Consider the following 19,854-nt stretch of genomic DNA (forward strand, 5'->3'; position numbering starts at 1 on the left):
AACCTTTCGTCTCACGATGAAGCGGCAGAGGTCTTGCCGAGGCGTGAACCCCGATCATCGGATTCCGCGGTACCTTCAATTTTCTGCAGTTTGTCACGACGTTTCGGCTGCGCCGCCGCCGCCTGCGTCCAGGCCGCCGCCAGGGCCTGCGCCGTCGCCGCGTATGTGAAGCGTGAGGCAACGTTTGCGCGTGCTCTTTCTGCGCGGGCGAGGCGGGCGGCCGGGTCGGCGGCGATCTGGTCGATCAGTTTCGCGAGCGCCGCGGGGTCGCTCTCCGGAACCGCCCAGCCGCCGTCGCCGATCACGTCGGGAATGGCGCCGCAGGTCGAGCCGATCACCGGCACGCCGCACGCCTGCGCCTCGGTGATCACGCGGCCGAACTGCTCCTTGACGTGCTCGGTGGTGCGGGTGAGCAGCACCAGCGCATCGAGCGTTTGGATGAAGGCGGCGACGTCATTCGGCGTGCCCCAACGCTCGAACGACACCCGATCGGAAAGCCCGAGTGCGGCGGCGCGCGCCTGCAAGGCAGGCAGATGCGGGCCTTCGCCCATGATCACGAGCCGCGCCCGCGTACGCGCTTTCGCCATCGCGTCGAGCGCATCGTCCAGGCCCTTTTCCACCACGACGCGGCCGACATAACCGAGCGTGAGCGGACCTGGTTCTCGCTCGTGGGCGCGCGGTGCTGCGGTGGGCCGAAACGTGTCCTGATCGACGCCGTAGCCGATCGGTGTGACCGGGCCGGCATAGCCGCAGGCGCGCACCACCGCGGTGGCATCGGGGCTACGCGAGAGAATGTGATCGGTGCGGCGGAGCACGAAGCGACGGATCGCCTCGAACGGCGGCGGCAGGCGCTTGAGAATGTTCTGGTCGACCTCGAGCACCAGCGCGGCATCGTTCTTCAGAAGGCACGCCTGGAGCGCGACGAAGCTCCACGGCTCCTCCCACAGATGAATCACGTCGGGCGCGACATCGCGGATTTTTCGCCGCAGCCGTGGATAGACGTGAAGATACCATTTCATCGGGCCGCCGCGCGGAAACAGGATCGGCATCACGTGTGTGGTGACGCCGGGGTCGCCGGGCGGATCGGCGACCATCGTGCGGCCGAACTGATGCCAGCGTGTGGGCACGACCAGATGCACGTCGAGGTCGCGCCGCGCGGCAAACGGACGATAGCGCAGCCGTCCGGCGGCGCGGCTCACCGCCGGGTGAGCGATCGAGAGAATTTTCAACGCTGCCTCACACACGGCCGAGCATCCGCGCGGCGATGCCGGTGATGCCGGTGAGATGCATCTCGGCGAGTGCGAGATGGCGGTGGCCGCCGACCAGCGTGTTGCGCGGCAGACGAAAGTGGTCGACGTCGCGTCGGACCAAACCCTTGCGGGTGGTGGCGGCAGTGGAGAAACCGGCCTCGCGTACGAGCGCGAAATCACGCGTGCCGCAATCGCCCGCGCGTCCATATGGAAACGCGAAGTGACGCACGGGGATGCCGAGCTTCTTCTGAAGCCGCACGCGGCAGCCGGCGATCTCGTCGCGCGCCTCGGCGTCGGAAAGCGACGAGATGCGGCGGTGGTTCACCGTGTGCCCGCCGATCTCGACCAGCGGGTCGTCGCGCAGCACTTCGAGCATGTCCCAGGAGATCGCATGCTTTGCATGAAGGGCGTCCGCATCGACGTCGTTGCGCTCGCAGAAGGCCTCGTAATGCGCGGCCGCTTTCGGGCCGTCCCATGCGGCCGACAGTGCCGCGAACGCTTTCCGTTTCTCGGCGTCCGTCTTCACGGCCAGTCGGCCGCTTCCGGTCAAAATGTTCTCGCGCGACGCGAGCACGTCCTCGAGGCCGGCCTGCCACAAGGCGAGCGTGCCGTCGGGGATGCCGGTGGTGACGAACAGCGTCACCGGCGCGCGGTGGCGGCGAAACAGCGGCGCCACGTGCTCGAAGGTGTCGCGATAGCAGTCGTCGACGGAGAAGTTGACGAAGCGATCGCCGGGTTCTCCGCGCGCGGTGCGCCGCATCGCTTCGTCGAGCGTGACGATCGCCCAGCCGGTGTGTGTCAGATAGCCGAGCAGCCGGTCGAGATAGCCGAGGTCGAGATGAAAGTCGCGGTTCGGCAAGCCCTCCCACACCTCGCTCGGTGCCGCGCGGTGAAAGGTGAACAGGCAGCCGCGCATGCCGAGCACGCTGTCGGCGACGGCGCCGACCGGGCGCATCAGATGCTCGGGGCCGAACGGCCGCGCAGGGAGGGCGGGGCGAAGCTGCATCAAGTCCTCCTCTGGAGCAATCGACGGTGGCAATAGCCAAGTCCTGCGCGGCAGGTCGCGGGCATCAGCACGCCGGCGGCGACGACGATCGACACGGCGCAGGCCGCGCCACCGGCGAGCAGTCGCTGCAACGTGCCGGCGACGTGCTCGTGCACCTGCCAGCCGAGGGCAACCATCAGCGCCGCAGGGCCCATCGCGATCGTGATGAGAAAGAGGACGCGGCGGCGACAGGACAGCGCCAGCACGGTGCCGCCGAGCAGGACGAGGCTGCGGGTCGCCTCGCCCATGCCGATGATCAGCGGACCGATCTCGGTGGTCTGTTGCAGGCCGGAGGTCGCGGTGTTGGTGGCGATATTGGCGAGATAGGCGGTGATCAGGATCAGCGCGGCGCGGCCGTTGCGGCCGGTCGAGTTCAACGTGCGCAGCAGAATCCAGCCGAGCGTCGAGGCCCACAGGCCGACCGCGATGCCGCGCAAGGCCTGGCTCGTCAGCACGACGCCATGCTCCGTGAATGCGCCGCGCATGAAAACGAGGCGGACGATGTCGGGCGCGAACAGCACCACGAACACAGACGCCGGCAGCGCGACGGTGAGCACCGCGCGGACGATGCTTTCGATTTGGGCGCGCTCGTCCTTCGGCGGATGGCTCGACAGCACGCCGAGGCCGACCGGCTGACTGATCAGCAAAAGCGCGGAATCGGTGAGCGTGCGGGCATAGTCGAACGAGGCGACCGCGCCGGTCGCGAGCCGCGAGGCGAACAGCCGCTCGATCCAAATGTTCGCTTGCTCGGCGATCGGCAGCGCGAGCAGCGGCCGCAGGCGCTTCAGGAAATCGAGGCCGGCGGCAAGCGCGGCGCGCGGGTGCGCGCCGGCAAAATCGAACTGGCCCTCGCGCCACAGCGTCCAGATGCCCCAGGCGGCGAGCGCGTTGAACGAGACGGTGAAGGCCCAGGCGAGCACGTCGACGCGGCCGGTGGCGACCAGCATCACGAGGCCGAGCATGATGCACAGATTGAGCAGGCTCGCGCGCAGATTGGTGATGCGGGAGCGGCCGAGCGCGATCTCGCCGGCGGCGAGGCAGTTCAGGGCGACGGAGGCCGGCATGCCGAGCGCCATGATGCGCACGAAATCGAGCGTCAGCGCGCGTCCGTCGGCGGAGAAGCCGCCGACCATCGCATCGACGAACCAATGGCCGACCGCCTCGAGGCCGAGCATCAGCAAGATGCCGACGAAGGTGAGAGCGGTGGTGAGCGAGGCGAGCTGCTTCGGGGCATCACCACGCAAGTGAGCGTCGCGCTGGGTCGGGATCAGGATCGCCGGCACGCTCTCGTTCTGCAGGAAGGCGAGCGGGAGCAGGATCGCGGTCATCGCCCCGCGAAAGCCGTCGGCGACCAGCGAGGCGCCGAGCACGTGGGCCATCATCAGCTCGCGAGCGAAGCCGAGCAGCTTGCTCACCAGCGCGCCGCCCATCAGCACGGCGATCAGACGCTTGCTGGAGCGGCCGGTCGGCGCCGGCACGGACACGTCGCTCGTGGTCATCGTGACAACCTCGGCGACGTATCGGGGCGGGCGACCGCGAGCGCGGCAAAGGTCCAGAACAGCACGCCGAGCTCGCCGGACGAAATGCTGGCGAGCGGCATCTGCACCAACGCGCCGCAGGCGAGCGCGCCGAGCACCACGGCGCCGGCGCTCGCGTCGCGGATGGCGGCGGCGACCGCGTTGCCGATCGCCCACAGGAAGCCGGTGAGGCAGACCAGGCCGCCGACGATGCCCATCATCAGCCAGCAGGCGACGATCTGGCCGTCGATCGCCATCGCACCGGCGCTGCCGACATCGGTGACGGTGAAGCCGGTGCCGAACAGCGACGAATCCCACTGCGACCAGAGAATCACGAACTGCTCGAGCCGCTCTTGCGCGCTGCCGTCGCCGGCGCCGTCGCCGAGGGTCGCGATGCGCTCCGCGATCACCTCCGAGAAGGGCGGCAGCATCGTCGCAATCACGAGCGCGATCACGAGCGCGATCAGAATGAGCAGTGCGCGCCGGCGGCTCGCGGCGAACAGGAGGCAGAAGAGCACGCCGACGGCGAGCGACAGCCACGCGGTGCGGTAGAGCGAGAGGAGAAGGCCGAGCGCGGCGGGCGCGGCGAGCAGCAGCGGCAGCGGACCTTTGCGGAGAAACAGCACCAGCAGGAGGCCGGCGGCGGTGAAGGTCGCGAAGCTCGCGGGGCCGTTGAGGGTGGAGAAGACGCGGACGCCGAACGGCACCGGCTCGCCGGCCGACATGATCGGCGCAAAGCTCATCCAATACTGGTCCCAGGCAGGCGGTGCGACGTACTGATAAATGCCGTAGAGGCCGGTGAGCGGCAGGATCACCAGAAACGCGCCGGAGGCGGCGCGCAGCATCGCGTCGCGCTCGGCGGTCACCGTCAGTACGGCGGCGTAAAGCAGCGGAACGCCCCATTTCAGCGCGCCGGAGGCGGCGTTGAACCAATCGGCCTGCAGCACGGAGAGCAGCGCGGCATAGACGACGGCGCCACCGACCATCAGCACCGGCACGAGTTTTTGATCGAGTGGCCGGTCTGTTTCGAGAAGCACGACGAGGCGCGGCAGCGGCGCCAGCAATGCGAGCAGCGGGCCGATCAGCATGATGCCGGCGGCATCGTAGCCGGCCGAGACGTCGACCAGGCGGCGCACGAACGGCGCGAACGAGAACAGCAGGAGCGCCGTGATCAGATGATCGGCCGGGCTCTTTCTCCACGCCCACCAGCCGACGGCGCCGCAGCCGAGCACGAAGGCAGGGCGCGCGAGCGGGCCCGCGACCGAGCCGGCGAGCGCCGTGCCGATCAGCAGAAGCACGGCCGGCAGCCAGCCGGGCAGCGGCGCCGCGAGGCGTGAGGTTGCCGCCTGCACGCTCATGTCGAGACCTCGGTGCGGACCTGCGGCGGAGCCGCGCCGCTGAAAACCTCGTCGATCACGGCGGCGATGCGCTCCTGCATGCGGGCGACGCCGTAATGGGTGTGCGCGCGGGTCGCGGCAAAGGCGAGTTGCGGCGTGAGGTCGTCGGGCGCAGCCAGCACGCCGCGGATCGCGTCGGCGAGCGCGTCGGCGTCGGCCGGCGGCACCAGCGTGCCGGCGGCGCCGTTCGCGAGAATGTCCGGTGCGGCGCCGGCGTCGGTCGCGATCACCGGCGTTTCGGCGAGCATAGCCTCGACCAGTGTGCGGCCGAACGGCTCGGGATCGACGGACGGGTGAATCACGATGTCGACCGCCTGCATCAGATGCTGCACGTCCGAGCGGTGACCGAGAAACGTCACGCGCTCGGAAAGTCCGCGATCGGCGACCAGTGCACGCAGCCGCGCGGCATAAGAATCCTCTCCGAACAGCGCGTCGCCGGCGATGACGGCGTGCACGCCCTCGAGCCGCGTCAAGGCCTCGATCACGATGTGCTGGCCCTTCCACGGGGCGAGCCGGCTGAACACGCCGACCAGCGGCCCGGCCGGAAGGTTCAGCGCTGCGCGCAAAACCGCCTTGGGGTGGGGGTCGAGTTTTGCCGGCACGCCGTTCGGCACCACGGTGACGAGGCGCGCCTTGCCACCCGACGCGACGAAGGCGTCGGCCGCGGCTTGCGACGGCACGATCACCGCGGTCGCAAACGTGTTTGCTAGCGTGATCTGCAAGCGGCGCTGGGCGGCGGCGAAATGGGTCGCGTCGAGGATGTCGTGCAGGTGCCACACCAGCGGGCGGCGGGCGAGGGGCGTCGCGAGCGCCGCCAGAACGAAGGCCTTTTGCGAGTTGGCATAGACGAGGTCGTGACGCCGGGCGAGTCGGGCGAGCTCGAGCACGATGGCGGCGAGCTTGCCGGCGAGCGGCGCGGCGCGCAACAGCGAGCGGTCGCGCTTCACCTGCGCGAGCCCGCGGCCGTGACGCGACGTGATCACGTCGAGCCCGCGCGCGGCGAGGGCGGTGTTCAGCGGTCCGTCCTCGAACAGGAAGGCGGAAGCGTTTCGCCAAGGCGCGACCGCGTCGAGCAGGATCATCTCGGCGCCGGCGATCGCGCTGGTGTGATTGACGACCAGAGGACGCGGCGCCATCAGCCGGCCCCGAGATAGGCGACGCTCGGCGCGGGCTTCGTCTCGTAGAGCGCGTGATCGTCGGGCTTCACCATGGTGACGGCGAGGCCGAACACCTCGCCGCCGGCCGCGCGCAGCTCGCCGATCACGCTTGCCGCTGCGGCGACCGAGGAGTGCCCCCACCGGGTGCAGCACAGCACCCCGTCGACGTGCCGCGCGAGCACGTGCGCGTCCATCAAGCTGTCGGCCGGCGGGCTGTCGAGCAGCACGAGGTCGTAGAGGTTCGCCCACGTGATCAGCTCGCCGATCACCGGGCCCATCAGAAGCTCGGTCGAGTCGGTGGTCGGACGGCCGGCCGGCAGCGCGTCGAGATTGGCAATGCCGGTGCGCACCACCGCCTCGCGGAACGGGAAGCGGCCGCGCAGCACGGCGGCGAGGCCGGGGCTCGCCGGCAGATCGAGCGCGGCGGCAAAGGTCGGGCAGCGCAGATCGCACTCCACCACCAGAACGCGCTGGCCGGTGGCGGCGATCAGCTGCGCGAGCGCCAGCGTCGTGAAGGTCTTGCCCTCGCGCGGACCGGCGGAGGTGAGCATGATCGAGCGCATCGGGCGCCGCCCGCTCGCCAGCGCGATCCCGGCATAGAGCTTGCGGAGGGCGTCCTGAAGCAGCGGGTCGCGGCGGGCCTCGGCGAGTGCTGCGGCGATCGGCAGATCGTGCGCGCGGCGGGCGAGCAGGCCGAGCACCGGCGGCGCGACGCGGTGCTCGCGGGCGACGCGGGGAAGCTGCGCGAAGATCGGCGTGCCGGCGAGCAATGCGAGGTCGGAGGAGGCGCGTACGCTGCGGTCGGCGCGGTCGCGCAGGAGTGCGGCGGCAAACGCGAGCAGCGTCGCGAGCGTCAAGCCGCCGGCGAGGAACGGCAGCTTCTTCGGGAAGAACGGCTTGTTCGGCAGCTCGGCGAGGCTGACCAGGCGGGTGCTGCCGATCAGCACGCGGCGCTCGGTCTCGAGCTCGCTCGCGCGCTTGTAGAGCTCGGCGTATTTCTGCCGCTTGATGTCGGCGTTGCGCACCATGCTCTCGATCGAGGCCTCGTCGGTGGTGGCGGTGGCGACCTCGGCCTTGACGGTCGCCATCTGCTGCTTCAGCGAGGCGACCAGCGCGTCGGCGGCGTCGTAGGTTTTCTGCGCGCTCTCGGCGATGCTGGCGATCTCGGCGGCCATGCGCTGCTGCAGCGCGTCGCGCTCCTGCTGGAGCGCGCGCAGCGAGGGGTGGCGGGTGCCGAAGGCGATCGAGGCGGCGGCGAGCCGCGCATCGACCGTGCTGGTCTGCTGCTTGAGGTCGGCGACGGTGCGGCTCGACAGCACCGCCGGCGCGCTCGCCGAGCCGCGGGCCTGATCGGCACGGATTTCCTTCAGCCGGGCGGCGGCATCGGCGCGCGCGGCCTCGGCGGCGGAGAGCTGCTGGCCGATGCTGGTGAGCCGCTCGGAGGCGATCGGCGCGGTGGCACCGCGCATCAGCCCGCGCTCGCGGCGAAACGCCTGGATCTTCGCATCCTCCTCGCGCACCTCGCGGTCGAGCCGGTCGAGCTCCTGCCACAGATAGGTCGCGGCCTCCTCGCGGCTGGACGACAGCGTGGTGCGCTGGTCGTCGAGAAAGGCGGTGATCAGCGCGTTGGCGAGGGTGCGGGCGACGTCGGGCAGGGGGGACTGGTAGGCGATCGCGATGACGCGCGAGCGGCCGACGGTGCCGACCTTGTAGCGCGCCGAAACGTAATCGATCAGCGCGTCGCTGCCGGGAGTGAGCCGATCGCAGCGGCGGAGCGTCGGCAGGAGCGTGCCGAACAGGCCGTGCGTCGCCTCGTGGCGGCACTCCTCGCCGACCGCCTCGACGGCGCCGGGCGTCGCCATCGCGAGACGCATCACCCGCGGCGATCTGATCACGAGGAGCTGGCTCTCGAGGTCGGCGGGGTCGCCGATTTTTTGCGCCCATGCCGCGGAGGCGGTGGGGATGCCGGGCTCCTGCTCGGCGACGATCACCGAGCCGGAGGCGAGATAGCGCACCGGCAGCACCAGAAGCGCGATCACCGCGACCACCATCACCAGCGCGAACACCGCCGCGAACAGGCCGCGCCGCCGCCACACGCGGACCAGAAGCCCGGTGCGCGGCGCGGGCGCGGCCGGCTCGGTGCGGTCCGGGCCGGCGGTGACGCCGGTGGGGACGCTGCTGGCGATGCTGGTGACGATGCTGGTGACGATGCTGCTCATGGGGGTGTGCTGCGGTTCGCTCACGCGGTGCGATGCTGATAGAGCATCGGGCCGAGCTCGCGGCCTTCGCGGCTGCTCTCGACCTGAGCCTCGACGAAGTCGGAAAACTCGGTGCGGAACCGGTCGGCCGAGAAGCGCGCCGCCCGGGTGCGGCACACCGCCGGCGAGAAGGTGTGCTCCTGCGCGACGAAGGCGCGCACGCAATTGGCGATGTCGTGCGGGCTCGGCGTGAAGAAGAACATGCCGGAGCGTTGCGGCAGCGTGGCGCCGACGATCTCGCGGGCGCCGCCGCGGCCGAGCGCCAGCACCGGCGTGCCCTCCGACAAAGCCTCGACCATGACGATGCCGAAATCCTCCTCGGCGGCGAACACGAAGGCGCGTGCGGTCGCCATCAGCGTGCGCAGGCTCGCGTCGCTGACGAAGCCGGCGAACGTCACGTTGGGGGTGGCGATCGCCTTCAGCTTGGCGGCCTCCGGGCCGTCGCCGGCGACCACCAGCTCGAGGTCCGGCAGCTGGGCGAAGGCGCGGACCACCGCCTCGATGTTCTTGTAAGGAACGAGCCGGCTGGCGGCGAGGAAGTGCGAGCCGGTGGCGACCTCGGGCTTCGCCTTGCCGAGCGTCACCGGCGGATAGATCACGCGGGCGCTGCGGCCGTAGACGCGGCGGATGCGCCGGGCGATGAAGGCGGAGTTGGCGATCATCGCGTCCGGGCCGTTCGCGGTGCGGGTGTCCCACAGCCGTATCCGGTGCAGGATGGTCCGCGCGATGACGCTTCTGAGGCCGGTCGCGTAGCCGCTCTCGCGCAGATAGCTGTGCTGGAGGTCCCAGGCGTAGCGCATCGGCGAGTGGACGTAGGAGACGTGCACCTGGTCCGGGCCGGTGAGCACGCCCTTGGCGACCGCGTAGCTCGAGGAGATCACCAGATCGTAAGGAGAGAGATCGAACTGCTCGATCGCCAGCGGCATCAGCGGCAGATAGAGCCGGTGGCGGCTCGCGATGAACGGCAGGCTCTGCAGGAAGCTGGTGTGCGCCTCGGTGTAGCCGATCTTGGCGCGGTCTTCGGGCGCCAGCACGTCGAACAGCGTGAACAGATCCGCATCGGGGTAGCAGCGCAGGATCTCACGCAGCACGCGCTCGGCGCCCCCCACAGTGTACAACCAGTCGTGGACAACGGCGACTCGCACGGGACCTCACTTTCGTACCCCTGCATTCGTGCCTGGGGGTAGGCGGACCGTAAGGATGTCCCGCCCCCCGCTCAAACCCTTTCGAAATATTTCGTTAATTACGAAGCCTTCAGGAAAGCCGCTTCGAATGCCGCCTCCAGGTGGAGGAAACGGCCGTCATCGCGAGCCCGTGACCCGCGCGATGGTAATCGGATGGCGCGGAATCCCGCACTGCGTTCGTGAAACGAGATGGTGATCGGAGGTTGCAAGAGAGGGCGGTCGGGGGCGCGGCCGAGCGCGCCCACTCACATCCGCGTGATCTCGGCCGCCCCGCCGGGCTCCACCCGCGTCGACGCGACGGTCGGGACCGTGCGCCGGGGCCGTGCACCGAGACCTTGCGCCGGGAGCGTCGGCGGTGCTCCGGCGATGCGCCGAGACGAATCGACCGCCGGCCTCGCAGCCGGCGGTCGGTCGGATGGGGCATCGCGGTACGGAGCGGAGCGGGATGTCGCCGTGCCGGCGCGCGGCCGGAGCCTCACCACGCCACCGGCTGGCCGTCCCAGGCGTAGAAGCCGCCGGTGTCGGCGAGGCTCAGGCGATCGATCAGCGCGATCAGCCCGGTGGTCGACTGCTCGACCGACAGCGGCGCGGCGCCGCCGCCCATGTCGGTCTTCACCCAGCCCGGATGCACGACGACGACGGTGATGCCGGCGTCCTCCAGCTCGGCGGCGAGGCTCTGCATCACCTTGTTCACCGCGAGCTTGGACGTGCGGTAGGCGACCTCGCCGCGCGAGGGGGCGACCTGGCCCATCTGGCTCGACACCGTGACGATGCGCGGCGCGGTTCCGGCCTTCAGGTTCGGCAGAAACGCCTGCGCCATCCGCAAGGGAGAGAGCGTGTTGACGGCGAGCGTGTGGGCGAAGCCGTCGAGATCGACGTCGAGCGCGTTCTGGGGGCTCGGGCCGTGCACGCCGGCATTGTTGATCAGCACGTCGATCGGCGCGCCGGCGAGCCCGGTCGCGAGGGCGGCCACCGACACCGGATCGGCCACGTCGAGCTTGTGCAGGCGGACGCGGTCGGCGTGCTCGGCGACCAGCGCCTTCAAGCCCGGCGAATCGGGATCGCGGGCGCAGGCATGGACCTGATCGCCGCGGGCGGCGAGGCGCTCGGCGAGGCCGAGCCCGATGCCGCGGCTGGTGCCGGTGACGAGGAAGGTGGTCATGGCGTCATCCCCTCGGACGGGTTCGCGTGGATGCGGAGGTTTTCCATTGCCGTCTTACCAACGCGGCAAGCCGGGTGGCGTTCGCAACTGCGGGTTTTGCCGTCTGGTCGCCGCTCACGCGGCGTTTGCCGTCTGCCGCCGCTCACGCGCCGTCGGCGAGCGGGCGGGTGGCGTGGTCGAGCCACGCCCGGGTCGGCTCGTCGACCAGGGGGCCGATCGTGTCGCGCACCCGCGCATGATAGGCGTCGAGCCAAGCGGTCTCGTCCGGCGTCAGCAGGGCGCGCGCGACCAGCCGCCGGTCGATCGGCGCGAGCGTCAGCACCTCGAAGCAATCGAGCGGCTTTTCGGCGCCCTCGACCGGCGGCGCCTCGCGCACCAGCAGAAGGTTCTCGATGCGGATGCCGTAGGCGCCGGTCTTGTAGTAGCCGGGCTCGTTCGACAGCACCATGCCGCGCGCGAGTGCGGTGGTGCCGAGCCGCGAGATGCGCGCCGGCCCCTCGTGCACCGAGAGATAGCTGCCGACGCCGTGGCCGGTGCCGTGGTCGAAGTCGATCCCCGCCTGCCACAGGAAGGCGCGGGCGAAGCTGTCGAGCTGGGCGCCGGTGGTGCCTTCCGGAAACACCGCGCGGGCGAGCGCGATATTCCCCTTCAGCACGCGGGTGAAGCGGTCGCGCATCTCCGCGGTCGGCTCGCCGATCGCGACCGTGCGGGTCACGTCGGTGGTGCCGTCGACATATTGCGCACCGGAATCCACCAAAAAGAGGTCGCCGGGCGCGAGCGTTCGGTTGGAGCGGGTGGTCACGCGGTAATGGACGATCGCGCCGTTCGGGCCGGTGCCGGCGATGGTCGGGAACGACACGTCCTTCAGCTGGCCGGTCTCGGCGCGAAAGCCCTCCAAAGCCTCCACGGCGTCGATCTCGGTGACGGCTCCGCCGGGGGCGGCGGCATCGAGCCAGGCGAGGAAGCGGGTCAAGGCGGCGCCGTCGCGCAGGTGGGCGGTGCGGCAGCCGTCGATTTCCGTGTCGTTCTTGATCGCCTTCATCCGCGCGATCGGATCGGCACCGCGCAAAACCTTGCCGCCGGCGTCCTCGACGATGCGCTGAATGGCGTGCGCCGCCGTCGCCTCGTCGAGCCGGACGGTGCCGTGCCCGGCCAGCACCGCGAGGTCGCCCGGCAGGGATTCCGGCGGACGCGGCTCGCAAATGCCGGACAGCGCGTCGTGCACGGCGGTCGCGACCTTGTCCGGCTCGACATAGAGCGCCGGGGTTCCCTCGGCGGCGACGATCGCCATCGCCAGCGGGATCGGCGTGTGGGCGACGTCGCGGCCGCGGATGTTGAACAGCCAGGCGACCGCGTGCGGATCGGACACCACCAGCGCGTCGGCCTTCAGCGTCGCCATCTCGGCCCGCAGCCGGGCGAGCTTTTCCAATGCCGGCTCGCCGGCATATTTCGGGTCGTGCAGCACGATGGCGCCCGCCGGCGGTGCCGGCCGGTCGGTCCACACCGCATCGACCGGGTTGGTCTCGACCGGAACCAGCGTCGCGCCTACCGCCTCGCAGGCACGCGCGAGCTTTTCCGCCGCCTGGCCGGTGTGCAGCCACGGGTCGTATCCGAGCTTTGCGCCGGCCGGCAGGTTCGCCTCGATCCAGGCGGCGGGCGGCGTCTCGGTGAGGTGGGCGATCTCGATCAGCGCGGTGTCGACCTGCTCGGCCGCCTGCAGCGTGTAGCGGCCGTCGACGAACAGCACGGCGCGCTCGGCGAGCACGATCGCGGCGCCCGCCGAGCCGGTAAAGCCGGTGACGAAGGCGAGCCGCTCGTCGCACGGCGCGACATACTCGTTCTGGAAGCGGTCGGCGCGCGGCACGACGAAGCCGTCGAGATCGCGGTGGAGAAGCTCGGCGCGCAGCGCCGCGAGGTGGGGCACGCTCGCCTCGGGATCGGCAGGGGCGTCGAAGGTCTGGAAATTTGCGGACATGGCGGCACGCTAGCCTCGCGGCGGGAGAGGGGCAATGGTCGCGCGCCGCTCCGGAGGTACGAAGACACGGCGGGCGCGTGGCCGGGCGATCACCAGCGGCAAACGTGCATGTCTGGCATGCGTCTCCCGCATCGCGTGCACCGGAAACTGCGGATCGTTTTTTGCGCCGCAGCGACTAATGTCTCGATCCGTGGCGGGGGTGACCCCGCCCGCCGGGGTGTCGCCGGTTCGGCGCGAGACGGGTCCCGGCCAACAAGAAACGCGGAAACCGCTACGGGGAGGTGACTCGTTCGCCAACAAGGACGATCACCATGTCGATTCTCGGCCTCACCCACATCGGCTCGCTCGCGGACGGCACGGCGCCCCGCGAAAGCGTGCTCGACCGTCTGTTCCTCGCCCTCTACCGCGCGCGCATGATCCAGGCCGCCCGGGTGGTGGCGCGGCATCGCTGACCCGTTTCGCTCGCGGGGGACGGACGAAAGAGCCCGGTCGGTCGGCGGCCGGGCCTTTTCGTCGTCGCGTGCGCGCCGGGTGCTGCAGCGCACAGCAGTAGATTACCGCAAAAGGTGCAAAATCCTGTAGACACGCGCGATGCCGGCAACCGAGCCATGCGCGCCGGTGGGGCTGCGACACTTCGTTCCGCTTTTCGGTCCGGACAGGCGGAAGAGATTGCGTGGCGACCCGAAATTTTGAAACGCCGTGTCGAACCCCCTTCGGGAGTGGTCCGGTCGGGAGGAATCCTAACTGGCGATTCGACGGGGGTATCGCTACGTTTGCAGTGCAGCAAAAACACTGCATCGCGGGAAAGAAGCTGCAGCGATGTGCGCGTTGGGAAGGATCGCGGGGCGGGCGCAACAACAAGGATCAAGCGCCATGTCGTGCCTCACCATTGACAGTGATCGGGCCGGCGAGTCCGCCGAAACCGTCTTCGAGACGACCGCCCGTTTTTACGCCTCGGTTTGGGATGCTCAGATCGCCCAGACGAAGCGCATTCTCGATTTCTACCACCACTGGCTGACGCTGTGGGGTGGTCATCACCGGCCGGAGGAATACCACACCTCCGAGCTGGACAGCGCACTCGCCGATCCCGACGCCAAGGCGAAGGCATGGGCGGTTCGCTACACGGCCGGCGGTCTCGCTCCGGCGGACTGAGCAGGCTCGAGCAGGCTCACGGTTTTCCGGTCTCGTCGGCGGCGTTCTCGCGCCGCCGCGAGCCGGGTCCGTGCCGCCCGGCCGGCTGTGGTCCGGTCAGCGACCCGATCCACGACGCCCCGAGGCGCTGCGCGGACGGGTGAGCACCAGCGTCACCCAGCCGTCCAGCCCGATCCGCCCGACGAGCTTCAGGCCGTGCGCCCGATAGACCGCGAGCGCGGCCGCTGCCTGTTTTGCCAACAGCCCCGACAGAATGGCGTATCCGCCCGGCGCGACGGCGCGCGCGAGCGGCCCGGCCATCCGCGTCAGCGGCCCGAGCAGGATGTTGGCGAACACGATGCTTGCCGGCGATGCCCGGCGCACCCGCGGGGCGTTCAGCCCCGGCGCCACCACCATCTCGATCAGCGGAGCGGTTCGGTTGAGCCGGACGTTTTCGCGCGCGACCCTGACCGCCGCGGGGTCGATGTCGCTCGCCAAAATCTTCTGCCGCAGGGTTTTTGCCGCGGCGATCGCCAGGATGCCGGTGCCGGTGCCGACATCGAGCACCGCGGCGCCCGTTCGGGGTGCGCCGGGACGGACCGGACGGGGATTGCGGGTTTTGAGAAGCCGGTCGAGCGCCAGGAGGCAGCCGCGCGTGGTGCCGTGATGGCCGGTGCCGAAGGCGAGCGCCGCGTCGATCTCGATGCCGATATGGTTCGGCTTCACCCGGTGGCGATCGTGCGCGCCGTGCACCAGGAATTTTCCGGCCGGCACCGGGGCGAGCCCTTCGAGTGACGCCGCCACCCAGTCCTTCTGCTCGAGCGTGCCGAATGTCATGCTGTCGGCGGTCGCGGCGTCGCTCGCCAGCGCGACCAGCGCACGCACCGCCGCCTCGTCGGGCGGCGTCTCGAAAAACACCTCGACGCCCCACGAGCGCTCGTCGGGCTGCTCGTAGGCGGCGACCGCCGTCTCCTCCGGATCGAAGCTCTCGCCGATCAGGTCGGCGATCCGCCGCGCCAATTGTTCGGTGGTGACCAGCCGGGCCACCGTCGCCGGCTTCGCCGGTTGAAGTCCTTCACGCATGCGAGGTCGTTAGCCCCGCGGCCTTGCCGGCGCAAGGCGCCGGCGGCTCGCCGCCTTTCGACGGGGCCTGTCGAGGCCTCTCGAGGCAGGCGGGCGGGGCAGGGTGACCGGCTGGACGGGGGCCGGCAGTGTCCCGTCCCCGGAGTTGTCAACAGCGCGCTCCCTCCGCGGAAATTTCCGCGGAATTTCAAAGGTGCGAGGGCGGATGATCAGACGGTGGTCCACCGGCCTGTCCACAGGGCGCATCCGTGCGACGCTCCGGGGACGGACGATAAAGCTCAGAATCTCAGAAGTTTGGGAGAAGAAGCCGTCGCACCGGACGAGCCGGGCGAGACAGAGCTTCAAAAAACATGGTTAATGAATTGTAAATTCAAAATTTTTGGATCGCCCGATCTCCCGCGCGTCACGGCTCCCGCGTTGTTCGGGAGCCGCGCGCATCGCGGAGAAGACCCTCACCACCCGCGGTTCTGGTACGGCGAGGGCTGGTAGGGCGCGTAATAGGGCGCAGGGACCGCATAGGTCCCGTACTGCGGCTGATAGCGATACTGCACGTAGGGCCGGTAGCCATAGGTGGACTGGCCGTAGGCCCGGTAGGGCGAAACCGGTCGGGCCGCATAGACGGGCTCGTCGTCGTCGTCGTCCTCGTCGCGGGCGACCACGGGCGGCCGGGCCGCCGGCTTCCTGCCGGTGACGACGATCTTCGTGTCGCCCGCGCCGTGCTCCTTCACCAGCGAGAACAGCGTCGCGGCATTGTTCGGATGCAGCCGCACGCAGCCGTGCGAGGCCGGGCCGCCGAGCTTGGAGATCTCGTTCGAGCCGTGGATCGCGTACCCGCCGTGGAAGAAGATCGAGTACGGCATCGGCGAGTTGTAATACTTCTTCGAGAAATACGTGCGGTGCAGCCGGGTCGGGCTGTAGGTGCCGTTCGGCGTGTCGTAGCCGGCGCGTCCGGTCGAGATCGGCCAGCGATAGCGGGTGACCCCGTCCTCGATCACCGACAGGCGCTGGGTCGTCTTGTCGACCCGCACCAGCAGGGCCGCATCGGCGGCGAGGGGGGCGAGCAGCATGCCGGCGGCGAGCGCCGGACCGAACAGCAGGCGGATGGGGGTCATCGGAAGACTCGATACACTTCGGGTGAACGGCGACAGCGAAAGACTGAAACGCGCGCGGCGCCGAATGGTTCCGCGACCACCGGTGCCGCACCGAGCGCAAAGGGGGATTTGCGGGCGCGCCGCAAATCCCCCGGACTTCCGACGGGTACCTCCGAAAGGCGTCCTCCGAAAGACGCGCCGGTGGCCCGAAACCGTCAGTCGAGCGAGTTCAGCCAGGAATCGACCTGCCGATCGGCCTCCTCCTTGGTGACGCCGTAGCGCTCCTGGATACGCCCGACCAGCTCCTGGCGGCGGCCGGCGGCGACCGTCAGATCGTCGTTGGTCAGCTTGCCCCACTGCTGCTGGGCTTTTCCGGAGAACTGCTTCCAGTTGCCGGAGATCTGGTCCCAGTTGAGGGCGAGCGACGGACCGGTGGACAGCGCCAGAAGCGGCGCGGCCACCGCGAGAAGAAGCAACGTTTTCCGCATCTGAAAATTCCCTTGTTGTGGGTACGACCGTAATGGTCGGGCAACGCACCTGGCGCGAGCACGGTTCCATCGGCTGCCACCGCGAGTTCCCCGGCGGTGTCCGAGGCGGCCACCCGCGAAGGGGATCGTGATCCGCCACGGCGCGTGCGGCCCTCCCCAGCGGCGGCCCACGGTGCCATCTTTAGGACGAACGATTCGCCGAGACCGGTTTTTTGCCGGCCGTCCGGAGCGTCCGACCCGGCGGGTCCGCCCCGCCCGGCGGCCCGGGTGGCCCTGCCGGCCGGCGAGAACCAACGGGCCCGCAACGGGCCGGCCGGCGCCTGCCGGCGAACCGGAACCAGAATGGCCGAACCGCACAAGAATCGCTTCGAGCCCGCTCCGCCCGCCCCGCGGCCGGGCGGCATCGCGGCCCGCGCGAGCGGCGCCACCCGCGCGCCCTATCTCGAAGGTCTCAATCCCGAGCAGCGCGAGGCGGTCGAGACGCTGGACGGCGCCGTGCTGGTGCTGGCCGGCGCCGGCACCGGAAAGACCCGCGTGCTCACCACCCGCATCGCCCACATTCTCCGGCTCGGCCGGGCGCGGGCGGGCGAGATCCTCGCCGTCACCTTCACCAACAAGGCCGCGCGCGAGATGAAGACGCGCATCGGCGGCATGGTCGGCGAGGTGGTGGAGGGCATGCCGTGGCTCGGCACCTTCCACTCGATCGGCGCAAAGATTTTGCGGCGGCACGCCGAGCTGGTCGGGCTGAAGCCCGACTTCACCATTCTCGACGTCGACGACCAGATCAGGCTGTTGAAGCAGCTTCTGGCAGCCGAGAACATCGACGAGAAGCGCTGGCCCGCCCGCGTGCTCGCCACCCAGATCGACCACTGGAAGAACCGCGGCCTGTCGCCCGACCAGGTGTCGGCCGGCGAGGCCGGCGCCTTCGCCAACGGCCGCGGCAAGGATTTTTACACGGCCTATCAGGCGCGGCTGAAGACGCTGAACGCCGCCGACTTCGGCGACCTTCTGCTCGAGACGATCCGGCTGTTCCGCGAGCACCCCGAGGTGTTGGCGCAGTACCAGAACCGCTTCAAGTTCATCCTGGTCGACGAGTATCAGGACACCAATGTCGCGCAGTATCTCTGGCTGCGGCTGCTGGGACAGCGTCCACGGGACACGACCGGGGGGGGCGGCCTCGTCCTTCGAGACGCGGCGCTCCGCGCCGCTCCTCAGGATGAGGCCGGAAGCATGCCGGTGCCAGGCCCTCGTCCTGAGGAGCCCGGGCGCAGCCCGGGCGTCTCGAAGGACGTGGCCACGAAAAACGCTGCGCCGCAGAAAAACATCTGCTGCGTCGGCGACGACGACCAGTCGATCTATGGCTGGCGCGGTGCCGAGGTCGACAACATCCTGCGCTTCGACCACGATTTCCCCGGCGCCAAGGTGATCCGCCTCGAGCGCAACTACCGCTCCACCGCGCACATTCTCGCCGCCGCCTCGCACCTGATCGCCCACAACGAGGGACGGCTCGGAAAAACGCTGCGCTCGGAGGGCGAGGCCGGCGAGAAGGTGGTGGTCTCCTCCGCCTGGGACTCCGAGGAGGAGGCCCGCGCGATCGGCGAGGAGATCGAGCGCCTGCAGCGCCAGGGCCACCGGCTGAACGAGATCGCCATCCTGGTGCGCGCCTCGTTCCAGATGCGCGAGATCGAGGACCGCTTCGTCACGCTCGGCCTGCCGTATCGGGTGATCGGCGGCCCGCGCTTCTACGAGCGCGCCGAAATCCGCGACGCGATGGCCTATCTGCGCCTCGTCAACCAGCCGGCCGACGATCTCGCCTTCGAGCGCATCGTCAACGTGCCGAAGCGCGGGCTGGGCGACGCCGCGCTGCAGTGTTTGCACGATTTCGCCCGGGCGCAGGGCGTGCCGCTGCTCGAGGCGGCGCACCGGATCGTCGCCACGGAGACCTTGAAGCCAAAACCGCGCGGGGCGCTGCGCGACCTCGCCGCCGCCTTCGATCGCTGGCGCGAGCAGCGCGACGTGCTGCCGCACACGGAGCTCGCCGAGATCGTCCTCGACGAGTCCGGCTACACCGAGATGTGGCAGAAGGACCGCTCCGCCGACGCCGCCGGCCGGCTCGAGAATTTGAAGGAGCTGGTCCGCTCGATGGAGGAGTTCGAGAACCTCCAAGGCTTCCTCGAGCACGTCGCCCTGGTGATGGACACCGATCGCGGCGAGGAGCAGGACGCCGCCTCCATCATGACGCTGCACGCCGCCAAGGGGCTCGAGTTCGACACCGTGTTTCTGCCCGGCTGGGAGGAGGGCTTGCTGCCGCACCAGCGCTCGCTCGACGAGAACGGCCGTGCCGGGCTCGAGGAGGAGCGCCGCCTCGCCCATGTCGGCCTGACGCGAGCGCGCAAGAACGCCCGCATCTCGTTCGTCTCCAATCGGCGCATCCACGGCTCGTGGACGTCCAGCCTACCGTCGCGCTTCCTCGACGAGCTACCCGAGGAGGACGTCGAGGTGCTCGAAGGGCAGGGCGCGTTCGCTGGCTATGGCGGCTATTCCAACGCCTACGGGTCGCGCTTCGACACCACCGCCGCGTTCGGCTCCGGCTACACGACGCCCGGCTGGCGCCGCGCCCAGCAGGGCCGCGGTGCCGGCGCAGGCGCTGGCGCCGCACGCGACGATTTTCCGCAGGAGTATTTCAATCAGGATCCGGCCGGTCGCTTCGAGAATGGGTCCGGTTCCGGCACGGCATCCTCTCCGACGACCCGCGGGAGAGACGCGACCGGCCCCCAAAACCCCGGCGCCGGCCGCAACGGCTTCGGCGGGGCTGCGAGCCCGCGGCGGGCGCCGCTCACCATCGAGGGCGAGCTGGTCGCCCGCTCGTCCGGCGCGCCCTCGGCCTTTTCGCGTGGCGACCGCGTGTTTCACCAAAAATTCGGCAACGGCACGGTGCGCGCGGTGGACGGCAACAAGCTGACCATCCAGTTCGACCGCGCCGGCGAGAAGCGGGTGGTGGACAGTTTTCTGACCAAGGTCTGACGGACCGCCGATGCGGTTCCTGTTTCTGGCCGAATGGTTCGCATTCTTACCCTCTCCCGTGGGGAGAGGGTCGGCGAGCGCAGCTCGCCGGG

At 69.9% G+C, this 19,854-nt stretch carries 15 protein-coding genes; 3 read left to right on the plus strand and 12 right to left on the minus strand.

Annotated elements, in window-relative coordinates; genetic code table 11:
- Positions 1-11 precede the first annotated feature (11 nt).
- The 9 genes from A33M_RS10855 to A33M_RS10895 all read right to left on the minus strand — a co-directional run bounded on the left by A33M_RS10855 (position 12) and on the right by A33M_RS10895 (position 12,945).
- Complete coding sequence (locus tag A33M_RS10855; protein WP_008386884.1) at positions 12-1,244, minus strand: glycosyltransferase; 1,233 nt, start codon at positions 1,242-1,244, stop codon at positions 12-14.
- The gene (locus A33M_RS24635; RefSeq protein ID WP_008386885.1) at positions 1,237-2,256 is read right to left on the minus strand and encodes a polysaccharide deacetylase family protein; all 1,020 of its coding nucleotides are present in this window, start codon (positions 2,254-2,256) and stop codon (positions 1,237-1,239) included. The genes A33M_RS10855 and A33M_RS24635 overlap by 8 nt, the downstream gene beginning before the upstream one ends.
- Complete coding sequence (murJ, locus tag A33M_RS10865; protein WP_008386886.1) at positions 2,256-3,794, minus strand: murein biosynthesis integral membrane protein MurJ; 1,539 nt, start codon at positions 3,792-3,794, stop codon at positions 2,256-2,258. The genes A33M_RS24635 and murJ overlap by 1 nt, the downstream gene beginning before the upstream one ends.
- Complete coding sequence (locus A33M_RS10870) at positions 3,791-5,170, minus strand: O-antigen ligase family protein (protein WP_008386887.1); 1,380 nt, start codon at positions 5,168-5,170, stop codon at positions 3,791-3,793. The genes murJ and A33M_RS10870 overlap by 4 nt, the downstream gene beginning before the upstream one ends.
- The gene (locus A33M_RS10875) at positions 5,167-6,345 is read right to left on the minus strand and encodes a glycosyltransferase (protein ID WP_008386888.1); all 1,179 of its coding nucleotides are present in this window, start codon (positions 6,343-6,345) and stop codon (positions 5,167-5,169) included. Before A33M_RS10875 ends, A33M_RS10870 begins: the two co-directional genes overlap by 4 nt.
- Complete coding sequence (locus tag A33M_RS10880) at positions 6,345-8,585, minus strand: GumC family protein (protein ID WP_008386889.1); 2,241 nt, start codon at positions 8,583-8,585, stop codon at positions 6,345-6,347. Before A33M_RS10880 ends, A33M_RS10875 begins: the two co-directional genes overlap by 1 nt.
- A gap of 20 nt (positions 8,586-8,605) precedes the next feature.
- The gene (locus A33M_RS10885) at positions 8,606-9,769 is read right to left on the minus strand and encodes a glycosyltransferase (RefSeq protein WP_052027005.1); all 1,164 of its coding nucleotides are present in this window, start codon (positions 9,767-9,769) and stop codon (positions 8,606-8,608) included.
- Positions 9,770-10,283: 514 nt separating this feature from the next.
- The gene (locus A33M_RS10890; RefSeq protein WP_008386891.1) at positions 10,284-10,970 is read right to left on the minus strand and encodes an SDR family oxidoreductase; all 687 of its coding nucleotides are present in this window, start codon (positions 10,968-10,970) and stop codon (positions 10,284-10,286) included.
- A gap of 142 nt (positions 10,971-11,112) precedes the next feature.
- Positions 11,113-12,945, minus strand: coding sequence for an aminopeptidase P family protein (locus A33M_RS10895; RefSeq protein WP_008386893.1), 1,833 nt, complete (start codon positions 12,943-12,945; stop codon positions 11,113-11,115).
- Positions 12,946-13,256: 311 nt separating this feature from the next.
- On the opposite strand from A33M_RS10895, the gene A33M_RS23885 reads away from it, so the two are divergent.
- Positions 13,257-13,397: a hypothetical protein gene (locus tag A33M_RS23885; protein ID WP_008386895.1), complete on the plus strand. Its 141-nt coding sequence runs from the start codon at positions 13,257-13,259 to the stop codon at positions 13,395-13,397.
- 421 nt (positions 13,398-13,818) lie between these two features.
- A complete protein-coding gene (locus tag A33M_RS10900) occupies positions 13,819-14,097 on the plus strand; it encodes a hypothetical protein (RefSeq protein WP_008386897.1) in 279 nt (92 codons plus the stop codon).
- Positions 14,098-14,193: 96 nt separating this feature from the next.
- Here the strand turns inward: A33M_RS10900 and A33M_RS10905 are convergent, their stop codons facing one another.
- From A33M_RS10905 to A33M_RS10915, 3 genes are all read right to left on the minus strand, one after another.
- Positions 14,194-15,159 carry a 50S ribosomal protein L11 methyltransferase gene (locus tag A33M_RS10905; RefSeq protein ID WP_008386911.1) on the minus strand — a complete coding sequence of 322 codons (966 nt, stop codon included), beginning with the start codon at positions 15,157-15,159 and terminating at the stop codon, positions 14,194-14,196.
- A gap of 452 nt (positions 15,160-15,611) precedes the next feature.
- Positions 15,612-16,271, minus strand: coding sequence for a L,D-transpeptidase (locus A33M_RS22910; RefSeq protein WP_008386913.1), 660 nt, complete (start codon positions 16,269-16,271; stop codon positions 15,612-15,614).
- A gap of 194 nt (positions 16,272-16,465) precedes the next feature.
- Positions 16,466-16,738 (minus strand): CsbD family protein, encoded by a 273-nt coding sequence (locus A33M_RS10915; RefSeq protein ID WP_008386916.1) that lies wholly within the window; start codon positions 16,736-16,738, stop codon positions 16,466-16,468.
- Between the two features lie 342 nt (positions 16,739-17,080).
- On the opposite strand from A33M_RS10915, the gene A33M_RS10920 reads away from it, so the two are divergent.
- Positions 17,081-19,762, plus strand: coding sequence for an ATP-dependent helicase (locus A33M_RS10920; RefSeq protein WP_040620143.1), 2,682 nt, complete (start codon positions 17,081-17,083; stop codon positions 19,760-19,762).
- Positions 19,763-19,854 lie beyond the last annotated feature (92 nt).

The organism is Rhodovulum sp. PH10 (assembly GCF_000293785.1).
Classification (GTDB): domain Bacteria; phylum Pseudomonadota; class Alphaproteobacteria; order Rhizobiales; family Xanthobacteraceae; genus Rhodoplanes.

Bases quoted from the DNA above. Each gene is read 5' to 3' on its own strand.
- A33M_RS24635 (WP_008386885.1), bottom strand. From the start codon at position 2,256: ATGCAGCTTCGCCCCGCCCTCCCTGCGCGGCCGTTCGGCCCCGAGCAT.
- murJ (WP_008386886.1), bottom strand. From the start codon at position 3,794: ATGACCACGAGCGACGTGTCCGTGCCGGCGCCGACCGGCCGCTCCAGC.
- A33M_RS10870 (WP_008386887.1), bottom strand. From the start codon at position 5,170: ATGAGCGTGCAGGCGGCAACCTCACGCCTCGCGGCGCCGCTGCCCGGC.
- A33M_RS10875 (WP_008386888.1), bottom strand. From the start codon at position 6,345: ATGGCGCCGCGTCCTCTGGTCGTCAATCACACCAGCGCGATCGCCGGC.
- A33M_RS10880 (WP_008386889.1), bottom strand. From the start codon at position 8,585: ATGAGCAGCATCGTCACCAGCATCGTCACCAGCATCGCCAGCAGCGTC.
- A33M_RS10890 (WP_008386891.1), bottom strand. From the start codon at position 10,970: ATGACCACCTTCCTCGTCACCGGCACCAGCCGCGGCATCGGGCTCGGC.
- A33M_RS10895 (WP_008386893.1), bottom strand. From the start codon at position 12,945: ATGTCCGCAAATTTCCAGACCTTCGACGCCCCTGCCGATCCCGAGGCG.
- A33M_RS23885 (WP_008386895.1), top strand. From the start codon at position 13,257: ATGTCGATTCTCGGCCTCACCCACATCGGCTCGCTCGCGGACGGCACG.
- A33M_RS10900 (WP_008386897.1), top strand. From the start codon at position 13,819: ATGTCGTGCCTCACCATTGACAGTGATCGGGCCGGCGAGTCCGCCGAA.
- A33M_RS10905 (WP_008386911.1), bottom strand. From the start codon at position 15,159: ATGCGTGAAGGACTTCAACCGGCGAAGCCGGCGACGGTGGCCCGGCTG.
- A33M_RS22910 (WP_008386913.1), bottom strand. From the start codon at position 16,271: ATGACCCCCATCCGCCTGCTGTTCGGTCCGGCGCTCGCCGCCGGCATG.
- A33M_RS10915 (WP_008386916.1), bottom strand. From the start codon at position 16,738: ATGCGGAAAACGTTGCTTCTTCTCGCGGTGGCCGCGCCGCTTCTGGCG.
- A33M_RS10920 (WP_040620143.1), top strand. From the start codon at position 17,081: ATGGCCGAACCGCACAAGAATCGCTTCGAGCCCGCTCCGCCCGCCCCG.